This window comes from Gammaproteobacteria bacterium (assembly GCA_033720895.1).
In the GTDB taxonomy this organism is placed as follows: Bacteria; Pseudomonadota; Gammaproteobacteria; order Natronospirales; family JAJUFS01; genus JAWWBS01.
Genome location: JAWWBS010000016.1, coordinates 1 through 11,872 on the forward strand (window position 1 = coordinate 1; position 11,872 = coordinate 11,872).

At 63.2% G+C, this 11,872-nt stretch carries 13 protein-coding genes; 5 read left to right on the forward strand and 8 right to left on the reverse strand.

The annotated features are described in order from the left end of the window. The 3 genes from R3217_04120 to hslV form a co-directional block, all read right to left on the reverse strand. Positions 1-290, reverse strand: a 290-nt coding sequence (locus R3217_04120; protein MDX1454623.1) for a gamma-butyrobetaine hydroxylase-like domain-containing protein, incomplete at its 3' end; no start/stop codon positions are given. Continuing rightward, positions 287-1,624 carry an ATP-dependent protease ATPase subunit HslU gene (gene hslU, locus R3217_04125; GenBank protein ID MDX1454624.1) on the reverse strand — a complete coding sequence of 446 codons (1,338 nt, stop codon included), beginning with the start codon at positions 1,622-1,624 and terminating at the stop codon, positions 287-289. The genes hslU and R3217_04120, both read right to left, overlap by 4 nt. Positions 1,625-1,649: 25 nt before the next feature. Continuing rightward, positions 1,650-2,183, reverse strand: a complete 534-nt coding sequence (hslV, locus tag R3217_04130) for an ATP-dependent protease subunit HslV (GenBank protein MDX1454625.1) — start codon at positions 2,181-2,183, stop codon at positions 1,650-1,652. Between the two features lie 193 nt (positions 2,184-2,376). On the opposite strand from hslV, the gene R3217_04135 reads away from it, so the two are divergent. From R3217_04135 to R3217_04150, 4 genes are read left to right on the forward strand one after another with little or no spacing between them, the layout of a single operon-like run. Further along, positions 2,377-3,051: a methylamine utilization protein gene (locus tag R3217_04135; protein MDX1454626.1), complete on the forward strand. Its 675-nt coding sequence runs from the start codon at positions 2,377-2,379 to the stop codon at positions 3,049-3,051. Beyond that, complete coding sequence (locus tag R3217_04140; protein MDX1454627.1) at positions 3,051-5,402, forward strand: EAL domain-containing protein; 2,352 nt, start codon at positions 3,051-3,053, stop codon at positions 5,400-5,402. The genes R3217_04135 and R3217_04140 overlap by 1 nt, the downstream gene beginning before the upstream one ends. Next, a complete protein-coding gene (locus R3217_04145; GenBank protein ID MDX1454628.1) occupies positions 5,399-6,253 on the forward strand; it encodes a DUF3034 family protein in 855 nt (284 codons plus the stop codon). Before R3217_04140 ends, R3217_04145 begins: the two co-directional genes overlap by 4 nt. Positions 6,254-6,289: 36 nt before the next feature. Further along, positions 6,290-6,742, forward strand: a complete 453-nt coding sequence (locus R3217_04150) for a group 1 truncated hemoglobin (protein ID MDX1454629.1) — start codon at positions 6,290-6,292, stop codon at positions 6,740-6,742. A gap of 3 nt (positions 6,743-6,745) precedes the next feature. On the opposite strand, the gene xerC is transcribed toward R3217_04150, so the two are convergent. From xerC to R3217_04175, 5 genes are read right to left on the reverse strand one after another with little or no spacing between them, the layout of a single operon-like run. Next, positions 6,746-7,708: a tyrosine recombinase XerC gene (gene xerC, locus R3217_04155; GenBank protein MDX1454630.1), complete on the reverse strand. Its 963-nt coding sequence runs from the start codon at positions 7,706-7,708 to the stop codon at positions 6,746-6,748. Then, positions 7,683-8,390: a DUF484 family protein gene (locus R3217_04160; protein MDX1454631.1), complete on the reverse strand. Its 708-nt coding sequence runs from the start codon at positions 8,388-8,390 to the stop codon at positions 7,683-7,685. The genes xerC and R3217_04160 overlap by 26 nt, the downstream gene beginning before the upstream one ends. Before the next feature lie 16 nt (positions 8,391-8,406). After that, positions 8,407-9,237, reverse strand: coding sequence for a diaminopimelate epimerase (gene dapF, locus R3217_04165; GenBank protein ID MDX1454632.1), 831 nt, complete (start codon positions 9,235-9,237; stop codon positions 8,407-8,409). Continuing rightward, the gene (locus tag R3217_04170) at positions 9,234-9,848 is read right to left on the reverse strand and encodes a hypothetical protein (GenBank protein MDX1454633.1); all 615 of its coding nucleotides are present in this window, start codon (positions 9,846-9,848) and stop codon (positions 9,234-9,236) included. The genes dapF and R3217_04170 overlap by 4 nt, the downstream gene beginning before the upstream one ends. A gap of 21 nt (positions 9,849-9,869) precedes the next feature. Beyond that, on the reverse strand, positions 9,870-10,298 hold the full coding sequence (locus R3217_04175) for a CoA-binding protein (GenBank protein MDX1454634.1): 429 nt from the start codon (positions 10,296-10,298) through the stop codon (positions 9,870-9,872). Positions 10,299-10,384: 86 nt separating this feature from the next. Here R3217_04175 and ubiD point away from each other — a divergent pair, with 86 nt between their 5' ends. Continuing rightward, positions 10,385-11,866, forward strand: a complete 1,482-nt coding sequence (ubiD, locus tag R3217_04180) for a 4-hydroxy-3-polyprenylbenzoate decarboxylase (GenBank protein MDX1454635.1) — start codon at positions 10,385-10,387, stop codon at positions 11,864-11,866. The last annotated feature ends 6 nt before the right edge of the window (positions 11,867-11,872 follow it).

Sequence of the window (11,872 nt, forward strand, 5' to 3'; positions counted from 1 at the left end):
AGCATCTGCCAGGTGTAGAGGCCGGAGTCATGGCCATCATCGAATACCAGCCGCACGGCATAGTTGCCGACCGGCTCGATGCGCGTGATGTCGACGTTTTCCTTTTCGATCACCAGCACCTTCGGCAGGCCATAGGCTTCGCCGCCATGGCCGCGCACCTCGGCCGAGGGTGAGAACACCCTGAGGTATTCGAAGGGCAGCTCGTAGTGCCGTCCGTCCGCAAAGCTGACAGCCAGCTGCCGCGACTGGCGTCGCAGCTTGAGCTCGGTGGGGGCGCTCGTTGCCATCAGAGGATGTAGCGGCTCAGGTCTTCGTTCTGCACCAGGTTGCCAAGTTGCGCGTCGACGTAATCGGCGTCGACCACGATCTTCTTGTCGGCACGATCGGCAGCGGCGTAGGAGACTTCTTCCATCAGCCGTTCCATCACCGTGTGCAGGCGGCGTGCGCCGATGTTCTCGGTGCGCTCGTTGACCTGCCACGACACCTCGGCAATGCGATGGATGCCGGATTCGGCGAACTCGACCATAACGCCCTCGGTTTCCAGCAAGGCGGCGTACTGGCGTGTCAGCGACGCATCCGGCTCGGTCAGGATGCGAACGAATTCCTCGGTCTTGAGCGCATCCAGCTCGACCCGGATCGGCAGGCGACCCTGCAGCTCGGGAATGAGGTCGGATGGCTTGGCGACGTGGAAGGCGCCCGAGGCAATGAACAGGATGTGATCGGTGCGCACCATGCCGTAACGCGTCGATACCGTGCTGCCCTCGACCAATGGCAGCAGGTCGCGCTGCACGCCTTCGCGTGACACGTCGGCGCCGCCATGCTCGGCCCGCTTGGCAACCTTGTCGATTTCGTCGATGAAGACGATGCCGTTCTGCTCGACGGCTTCCAGCGCTTCCTGGCGGATCTCGTCCTCGTTGACCATTTTCTGCGCTTCTTCATCGGCCAGCAGCTTCAGCGCGTCCTTCACCTTGACGCTGCGCTTGTGCGAACGCTGCTGGCCTAGATTCTGGAACATGTTCTGCAGCTGCGAGGTCATTTCTTCCATGCCGGGAGGGGCCATGATCTCGACGCCCAGCGATTGCGACACGTCCACCTCGATCTCGCGATCATCCAGCTCGCCATTGCGGAGCTTCTCGCGGAACTTCCTGCGCGTTTCGGAGCGATCCGGCTCCGGTTCGGCGGGTTCGTTGGCAAAGCCGACGTTGCGCGGGCGCGGCAGCAGGGCGTCGAGCACGCGGTTCTCCGCCGCTTCCTCGGCCCGATGCCGCACCTTGTGCGTGGCTTCCTCGCGGACCATCTTTATCGCCATGTCGGCCAGGTCCTTGATGATGGAATCCACTTCGCGGCCGACGTAGCCCACTTCGGTGAACTTGGTGGCCTCCACCTTGATGAACGGTGCACGCGCCAGCCTGGCCAGCCGGCGGGCGATCTCGGTCTTGCCAACACCGGTCGGGCCGATCATGAGGATGTTCTTCGGCGTGATTTCGCCGCGCAGCGGTTCGTCGATCTGCATGCGTCGCCAGCGATTGCGGAGCGCAATGGCTACGGCGCGCTTGGCGGCATTCTGGCCGACAATGTGCTTGTCGAGTTCCTGGACGATTTCTCTCGGTGTCATTTCTGACATGTCGATTCCCGGTACGGGCTGGCGCTCAAAGCGTTTCCAGCGTGATGTTGTGATTGGTGTAGACGCAGATGTCAGCGGCGATGTTCAGCGCCTTCTCGCAGACTTCGGCCGGCGAAAGCTCGGTGTTGTCCAGCAGCGCAAACGCTGCGGACTGCGCAAATGGCCCGCCGGAGCCGATGGCCATCAGGCCGTTCTCCGGCTCGATGACATCGCCATTGCCGGAGATGATCAGCGAGGTGTCCTTGTCGGCGACGCAGAGCAAGGCCTCGAGGCGGCGCAGGACCTTGTCGCCCCGCCAGTCCTTGGCGATTTCCACGGCCGCGCGCGTCAGGTTGCCGCTGTGCTGGGCGAGCTTCTCTTCGAAGCGCTCGAACAGGGTAAAGGCATCGGCCGTGCCGCCGGCAAAGCCGGCCAGTACCTTGCCGTCATACAGGCGACGCACCTTGCGGGCATTGCCCTTCATGATGGTGTTGCCCAGCGAGACCTGGCCATCACCGGCCATGGCGACCGAATCGCCACGGCGAACGGAGCAGATGGTGGTGCCGTCGAATTGCTGCATATGCCTGCTCCCCCTGGAAGCGGTCGAGTGACTGGATGCCTGCGAACGTCCTTGATGAGGGCGGCGCTTGCCAATATCAAGGGCCGGTACCCGTCCAACAAGGGTAGTACAGCTCGTCTGCTGGTATCATGCCTGACGTCCACACCCGCCCGTCAGTCGGTGCCATACGACAGCAAGTACGAACGGAGACAGCATGCGACGCCATGTCCCGACAGCCAGACTGATGCTTGCCTGCCTGCTGGCCTGCGGCGGCGCCGCGTTCCCCGGCCATGCCGGCGAACTGAAAATCACGCTGGTCGACCAGGACGGTGCGCCGATCGAGCACGCCGCGGTGCTGCTGGACATGGACGGCCTGGATGCACCGCCATCCCCGGTACCGGCCGTCATGGATCAGCGGGATCGCCAGTTCCTGCCCTACGTGCTGGCGATACGTCCGGGTGCCGAGGTCAGTTTTCCGAACTCCGACAACATCCGTCACCACGTCTACTCCTTTTCCGAGGCGCGGCCGCTCGAGCTGAAGCTCTACAGCGGCACGCCCACCGAGCCGCTGGATTTTCCCCGCGAGGGAATTGTCACGCTCGGTTGCAACATCCATGACTGGATGCTCGGCTTCATCGTGGTCAGCAGCGCCGACCGTCAGGCGATATCGGATGCAGCCGGCCAGGTGATGTTCCGCGACCTGCCGGATGGAGAGGCCCGCGTGCGCACCTGGCATCCGCGATTCGGTTCCACCGAACTGGCAGGGATGGCGATAAGCGTGCAAGGCGATGTCGAGCAGGTCCTGACCCTGGAACTCGGCCCCGAGTTGCGGCGCGAGCCGCCCGCGCTCGAGGAGCAGCGTGAAACCCGACGGAGGCGTGGTCGCTGATGTTCAAGTCCTTCCAGGCCAAGTTGACGGCCGGTCTGATCGGCCTGGTGGCGGCGTCGCTGGTGGTCAGCTTCGTCGCCGTGTCTCTGGCAACGCGAGCCAACGTGGCGGCGACCACGGCCAACGAGTTGCGCACGGCGGCCGGCGTTTTCGAGCAGTTGCTGGCCGTGCGTGGCAACCAGTTGCGCAACAGTGTCGCGGTGCTGGCGGATGACTTCGGTTTCCGCGAAGCCGTGGCGTCGGCTGATGCCGCGACCATCCGTTCGGCCTTGCTCAACACGTCCAGCCGCATCGAGGCCGACACCGGCCTGGTCCTGACGACTTCAGGCGACATCCGGGCCAGCATCGATACCGGCCTTGCCGAGGGCATCGCCTTTCCGCATGCCGACCTGCTGGACCGCGCGGCAGAAGAAGGCAGTGCAGCGGCAATCGTCACGCTCGACGGCGACAGCTACCAGCTGGTCGTCGCCCCGGTTCGTGCACCGCTGCGAATTGGCTGGATTGCACTTGGCTTCCGGCTGGACGACGAATTGTTGGGCTCCCTGGCCACCCTGACGGGCGCCGAGATCAGCATTGCCAGCGAGCAGGAAATCATTGGCAGCTCGCTGGACCGCATGACGCGCGCGGCCCTTGCCGAGCGGCTTGTTGGCGGCCTGGACGCAGACACGGGCGTTCGCAACCTGCAGCTCGACACTGCTGAATTTCTCACGCTGCAGGTCATGCTGGACCAGGTCGCCGGGCCGGAACTGCACGCCATCCTGCAGCTGTCCCTGACGGCAGCACTCGCGTCCTATCGCGAGCTGGAAATCCAGTTGCTCGCGATCGCGGGCTTCGCCCTGTTCCTGGCGCTGCTGGTGGCCCTGTTCATCGCCTCCGGCGTGACCCAGCCCGTGCGCGAGCTGGTCGCCCGCGCCCAGAAGATTGCCCGCGGCGATTACTCCGTATCGCTGTCCCTGAACCGCAATGACGAGATCGGCCAGCTGAACGAGGCGTTCAATGCCATGCAGGAAGGCATTGCCGAACGCGAGGAGCGCATTGTTTTCCAGGCCCATCACGATGACCTGACGCGCCTGCCGAATCGTGTCCTGGCACAGGATCGCCTGCGCCAGGCCATCACTCGCGCCGAACGCACGGGCCGTCCTGCGGCGCTGGTCATGCTCGATCTCGACCGCTTCAAGGAAATCAATGACGCGCTCGGCCACCAGCTGGGTGACGAAGTGCTGCAGGCCGTGTCCGACCGACTGCTGGATGCCGTGCGCGGTGTCGACACGGTTGCACGCCTGGGTGGCGACGAGTTCATGGTGGTGCTGGAAGATGTCGAACCGGAAGCCGCCATGGCGAAGGCCGAGGACGTGGTGGAAGCACTGCGCCGGCCGATGCTGATCGGCGAATCGAACCTGCACGTCATCGCGAGCGCCGGTGTCGTCCTGATTCCCGACCACGGTCGCGACCCGGAGCAGCTCATGCGGCGCGCCGATATCGCCATGTACGACGCCAAGCAGTCGCACAATGCGACGCTCCTGTATCGCAGTGGCCGTGATGAAAGTCACCTGATGCGCCTGCGCTTGATCGGTGACCTGCGGGTGGCGGCCACGCGTGGCCAGTTCCGGATGTTCTACCAGCCCAAGCTCGACCTGCGGCGCAACGAAATCACGCAGGCAGAGGCCCTGATTCGCTGGGACCATCCCGAGCACGGCTTCATGCCGCCCGATCAGTTCATCACCCTGGCAGAGCAGTCTGGCAACATCGGCGTGGTAACCAACTGGGTACTGCGCGCGGCCCTGCAGCAATTGCGCCACTGGCTGGACGACGGGCTCGACCTGTCGGTGTCGATCAACATCTCCGCAATGGATCTCGAAGACGCATCGCTGCCCGAAAGGGTCACCGAGCTGTTGCAGGAATTCGACGTGTCGGCCGAGCGCCTGGTACTGGAAGTGACGGAAAGTGCGGTCATGCGCGATGCAGAGTCCGCCATCAGGATGCTGGACAAGCTGAATGCTGCCGGCATCCAGCTGTCGATCGACGATTTCGGCACCGGCTACTCTTCGCTGGCACAGCTCAAGCGCCTGCCGGTACACGAGCTGAAGATCGACAAGTCCTTCGTGATGCAGCTCGACGCGGATTCGGAAGATGCGATCATCGTCCGCTCGACCATCGAGCTCGCACACAACATGGGATTGAGCGTGATCGCCGAAGGCGTCGAAAACGAAGCGGCCCGCCAGCTGCTGAGCGACTATGGTTGTGACCATGCCCAGGGCTACTTGATCGCCAAGCCCTTGCCGGCGCAGAAGTTTGCCGAATGGCTGCACGACTCGACCTACCAGGTCGCCATGCGAAAGGAAGCCGAATGATGAAATGCCGAAGCCTGCTGTTGTGCCTCGCCCTGCTGCCCGGCGCAGCGACTGCCGATGATGGTCGCCTGCTGGCCACCGGCGGCATCACCTCGCTGGAAGGCAGCGCGGGTGGCGGCATCGTGCCGTGGGCGGTGATTTCCGGTTACGGCAGCGACGAGGGCAATGGCGGTACGGCGGCATTCTCATACGTCAATGTCGGCGACTACCAGGTGGACGTGATCGGCGTGAGCGCGGGATTTCGCAATCGCTTCGAGATTTCCTATGCCGAGCAGCGACTGGATCTCGGTGCGCTCGGGCTGGCATTGGCGGCACCCGATGCAACGCTGAAGAACGAAGTGCTTGGCATGAAGGCGCGGCTTCATGGCGACCTGGTCTATTCACCCGAAGGTCAGTTCGCGCTGGGCGTGCAACGCAAGTCGCTGGATGACGCGACGATTCCACAACTGCTGGCACCGGTCGACAAGAGCGGCACGGATGTCTACCTGGCCTGGAGCAAGCTATGGCTGGGAGCGGCAGGTGGTCGAAACCTGCTGGTCAATGCCACCCTGCGCTCGACCTCGGGCAACGAGCTTGGCCTGCTGGGCCATGGCGGCAACAGCAGTGATCGCGAGATCCTGCCCGAGGTCAGTGTCGCGATGTTCCTGGACCGCAAGACGGCCATCGGCTTCGAGTACCGTGACAAGCCGGACAATATCGACGCGATCGAAGAAACCGCCTGGAAGGACGTGTTCATTGCCTGGTTCCCGAGCAAGTCGCTGGCACTGACCGCCGCCTGGGTCGACCTCGGCACCATCGGCGGCCTGCGCGAACAGACCGGCTTCTATTTTTCCGCCCAGGCGAGCTTCTGACCCCCGCCGACCATTGCGACAAGCGAGGAGTGCCCCATGCAACGTCTCCTGATCCTGCTGATAGCGCCGATACTGCTGGCTGCCTGTGCAACTCCGGCGCCCACCACGGCCGAGCTGGCTGCAAAAGACGACAGCCTTTACCAGGCGCTTGGACAGCAGCAGGGCATCGACCTGCTGGCGGGCGAACTGGTGTTCCGTTTCATTTCGGATACGCGCATCGCGCACTACTTTGCCGATACGGATCTCGACCGCCTGGAGCAGAAGATCGCCGAGCAGGTGTGCATGCTGGCGGGTGGCCCGTGCACCTACACCGGCGACGACATGCGCACGGTTCACGAGGGCATGAACCTGACGGAAACCGACTTCAATGCGATGGTGGAAGATGCGCAGCTCGCGATGACGGCCATCAGCATTCCGGAAGCCGCGCAGAATCGCCTGCTTGCCAAGCTGGCGAAATTCCGGGGCGTGGTGCTTGGCAGGGAAGAGTAGCGCTCAGTCCTCGCCGGACCTGCGGCGCGCGCGCGGATGAGCGGCATCATAGACACTGGCAAGATGCTGGAAATCGAGATGCGTGTAGACCTGGGTGGTTGAGATGTCGGCATGACCCAGCAATTCCTGCACGGCGCGCAGGTCGCCTGAAGATTCCAGCAGGTGCGAGGCAAAGGAATGCCGCAGCATGTGGGGATGCACGTGCACCCCGAGGCATTGCTCGCGCGAACGGAATTCCAGCCGGGCCTGCACCGAGCGCGGACTGATGCGTTTGCCACGCGTGCCCACGAACAAGGCCGCCTCGTTCTCTGCCGCCATTTCGCCGCGGCGTTTCAACCAGTCCTTTATAGCCTGCCGGGCATAGCGGCCTACCGGGACGATGCGGGTCTTCGAGCCCTTGCCGGTCACTTCCAGTTGCGCGTCATTGATCGAGGCCACATCCAGCAAGTCGAGGCTGCACAGCTCTGCCAGGCGCAGGCCCGACGAATAGAAAAGTTCCAGCATGGCCCGGTCGCGTGCATCGATTGCCGCGTCGCCAGGCAGGTCAAGCAGGCGCGCGACCTGGTCCGCATCCAGCGTGGTCGGCAGCCTCCTGGCGCCCTTGGGCGGGGTAACATCCTCGGCGGGATTGGCACTGACCTCGCCCTCGCGGGCGAGGAAACGGAAAAAGCCGCGAACCGCGGACAGGCGCCGCGCAATGCTGGCGGAGCCGAGGCCGTTGCGATGGGCGTTTGCCGCAAAGCGGCGCATGTCGGGGTGGGTGACATCCTGCCACCGGCCAATGCCATTTGTTTCGCAGAAATCGAGCAGGGCCACCAGGTCACGGCGGTAGTTGCTTGCCGTGTGCGGTGACAGGCGGCGTTCGCTGGAAAGGTGGCCGAGGTACTTGTCGATCCAGGGGTCCGTGGAAGAGTCGGCAGCGGCGCGCATGGCGAGCGGCTCAGGGCTCCTGGACGCTGTCGACATGGCGGCGCAGCGCGGCGGTCAGCAGCTCGGCAATGCGCTCGAGGAAGGTGGTTCCCAGGGTCGGGCCGAACTGGTCCTCGCTTTCGGCGCCGATTCCGAGCAGGCCCAGGCTGCCGCGGGTCCCCAGTGGCAGCAGCGCGCTGGAGCCGATGCTGCCCGCGGCATCGCCGAACAGGATCTCCAGCTGCTGCGGACGCAGGCGTCCGACCACCGGTTTGCCCGTGGTGAAGACCTGCTGGAATTCCTGCTGCATGGAATCGAAATCGACGCGTCGCACGGGGCCGAACTCGACCTTGTCCGGGTCGCCCCGGAACATCAGCAACGTCACGGCATCGGCACCGAAGCGGTGGCGCAAGCGATCCTGCATGTTGTGCAGCAGGTCGGGCAGGTCGTTGGCGTCCATCAGGCTCAGCATCAGCTGGTGAATGCGCTCGACAGCCGCATCATTGGCGCGAGCCACTTCGATCAGGTCGATCAGCTTGCGCTCCAGGGTGCGATTCTGGTTGCGCAGTATCTCGACCTGCTTTTCGATCAGCGACACGGCGCTGCCGGCCTGGTGTGGAATGACCAGCTTGGCCACCAGCTCGGGATGCTGCTCGAGAAATTCAGGATGGGTGTCGAGAAACGCGACGATTTCCTCGGCAGTCAGGTCCGTGGTCTCGGTCCGGGTGGCGCTGCTCATGTTCTCTCCTGCGAGGTCATTGGTCGATGCTGCCGTGGTAGACGGTGACGGCAGGGCCGGTCATGTAGACCGGTGTGCCTTCACCGGCCCAGCTTATCACGAGGTGGCCGCCGGGCAGGTCGACATGCACTTGCTGGTCGAGTTCGTGCGCGAGGATTCCCCAGACAACCGCCGCGCAGGCGCCGCTGCCGCAGGCAGCGGTTTCGCCGACCCCGCGCTCGAACACCCGCAACAGGATGTGGTTGCTGGCACGGCGTTCCATGAAGCCGATGTTCGCTCGCTGCGGGAAGATCGAATGGCTTTCCAGCATCTCGCCGATGTCCTCCACCGGCGTGGCAGCGACATCGCTCACTTCCAGCACGGCATGAGGGTTGCCCATGGAGACAGCGCCGAATTCGATCTCCTGCCCTTCCAGCGACAGGTGATAGGTAAGGCTGCGGTCGCTGGCAGCCAGCGGAACATCGACCGGGTCCAGCTTCGGCACACCCATGTTGACGCGCACCATGCTGTCCTCCAGCAGCTCGACTTCCATGTCGCCAGCCAGCGACTCCAGCACCAGCGAGCTGCGATCGACCAGGCCCTTGTCATGCAGGAAGCGCGCCACGCAGCGCACACCATTGCCGCACTGCTCCACTTCGGAGCCGTTGGCATTGAAGATGCGGTAGCGGAAATCGGCGCGCGCGGAATCGGCAGGTTCCACCAGCAGCAACTGGTCGAAGCCGACCCCGGTGTGGCGATCTGCCAGCGCCTGGATGCGAGCCGTTTCCGGCTCGAATTGCTCGGCATTGCCATCGATCACCACGAAATCGTTGCCGGCACCGTGCATCTTGGTGAAATGAAGTGTCATCGGTCGGGCTCCGCCGGAATGTTGCGCTCCATGAAGACCTCATGCATGGCGACTGCCTCGCGCATCAGCACGATCTGTTTCAACATCAGTTCGCGGGAGATGCTGTGCGCCATTTCGACGCTGGCAGCGTCGTGGAAACTTTCACCGAAGGTATGGTGGTTCATTTCCTTTTCGAGCTCCCGCAGCTGGCCGATGCGATGGTAAAGCAGTGCCGCCTCGTCGACGTAACTGGCCGAAATGCGATTCGCCCAGCGATCGTTCAGGAGGCGCTGCCAGACCGAGTCGTTGAGGTCCGGGAAATCGAAGCCGCCGAAATCCCGGAAATGCTCCCGGAACGGCGAGTCTGCCGTTACCCTCAGGCCGGCCAGTGCTTCGAAGCGTCGGCTGACGATCTGCAGGCTCTCGAGAAGCTCTTCGTGATTCTGTCGAACTTCCTCGTTGAGACGCGCGATGGCGATGTCGTTGCTTTCCGCGATTTCGCGTTCTTCCCGCCATTCATCCACGGCCAGTGCAATCATCACGCCGATCACGATCGCGATGAACTCGAGCAGCAGCTCGAAGCCCTGGTCGCGGGAGATATGCGGAAGTTTCTTGCGGAAGCGTCGCAGCATCAGCGTGTGTTCAGCAAGGGCTCACGGAGTGGCGCCACCTTTCAACGCGACCCATTCCTTGAACATGCACTTGTCCATCACCACCGTGATGCCGTGCTCCTGGGCGCGCAGCGCCGACTCCTCGTCGACCACACCTTCCTGCAGCCACAGCACCTTGGCGCCGATTTCGATGCAGTCATCGACAATGCCGGGAATGGCAGTGGGATTGCGGAAGACATCGACAATGTCCGGCACTTCCGGCAGCGACTGAAGGTCCGGAAACGCGACTTCGCCGAGAATCTTGTCGACACCCGGACGGACCGGAATGATGTGGTAGCCGAACTGTTGCAAGGCCTTGGCCACGCCATGGCTGTCTCGCTCCGGCTTGGAGCTCAATCCGACCACGGCAATGTTGGTTGCGTCGGAGAGAATCGTCCTGATGGTTTCCGAGTCTGGATTGGCAAAGGCCACGATGTGCTCCTGGTTTGGTGTTATTCCTTCAGGCCATTATAGTGACGAACGTCGCCACTGACAGTCCCCGGAAGAGCAATCTGCCCATGAAATACCGTGATTTGCGCGAATTCATCGAGCTGCTGGAGTCGCGCGGCGAGTTGCGTCGCATCAATACTCCGGTAGCGACCGAGCTGGAGATGACGGAAATCTGCGACCGGTTGTTGAAGGCGGGCGGTCCTGCCGTGCTGTTTGAAAAGCCGACCGTCGCTGGCGAGGTCAGCGACATTCCCGTGCTGGGAAACCTGTTCGGCACGCCGGAACGCGTGGCGCTCGGCATGGGCGCGGACAGTGTCGCCGCCCTGCGGGACATCGGCGAATTGCTGGCCTTCCTCAAGGAGCCCGAGCCGCCCAAGGGCTTCCGCGACGCGATCGAATTGCTGCCGCGTTACAAGAAAGTCATGGATATGGCGCCGAAGCGGGTGAAGAAACCGGCCTGCCAGGCCGTGGTGCTCGAAGGTGATGATGTCGACCTCGGCAGGCTGCCCGTGCAGACCTGCTGGCCGGGAGATGCCGGACCCTTGATAACCTGGGGCCTGGTCGTGACGAAGGGTCCGCACAAGGAGCGCCAGAACCTGGGTATCTATCGCCAGCAGGTCATCGGCAAGAACCGCCTGATCATGCGCTGGCTGTCGCACCGCGGGGGTGCGCTGGATTTCCGTGAATGGCAACAGGCCCATCCCGGCAAGCCTTTCCCGATCTCCGTGGCGCTCGGTGCCGATCCGGCCACGATTCTCGGCGCGGTCACGCCGGTGCCGGACGCCCTCAGCGAATATGCTTTCGCCGGCCTGCTGCGCGGCTCGAAAACCGAACTGGCCAAGTGCATCGGCAACGACCTGGAGATTCCCGCCTCGGCCGAGATCGTGCTGGAAGGCGTGATTCATCCGGATGACATGGCGCCCGAAGGGCCCTTTGGCGACCACACCGGTTACTACAACGAAGTTGACGATTTCCCGGTATTCACGGTCGAGAGAATGACGTTCCGGGAAAAGCCGATCTACCACTCTACATATACGGGCAAGCCGCCGGACGAGCCCGCCATCCTCGGCGTCGCGCTGAACGAAGTGTTCGTGCCGATCCTGCGCAAGCAGTTTCCGGAGATCACCGATTTCTACCTGCCGCCGGAAGGCTGCTCCTATCGTCTCGCTTGCGTGTCGATGAAAAAGCAGTACCCGGGCCATGCCAAGCGCGTGATGCTCGGCATCTGGTCCTTCCTAAGGCAGTTCATGTACACCAAATTCGTGATCGTCACGGATGATGACGTGAACATCCGCGACTGGAAGGAAGTGATCTGGGCGCTGACCACTCGCATGGACCCGGCGCGCGACACCACCACCATCGAGAATACCCCGATCGATTACCTCGACTTCGCCTCGCCGGTATCAGGCCTTGGCTCCAAAATGGGCTTCGATGCGACCAACAAGTGGCCGGGCGAAACGGATCGCGAGTGGGGCAAACCCATCGAGATGGACGAGACGATCAAGCAACGTGTCGACGAGCTCTGGAACGAGCTTGGGCTGGAAGACTGAGAAGTT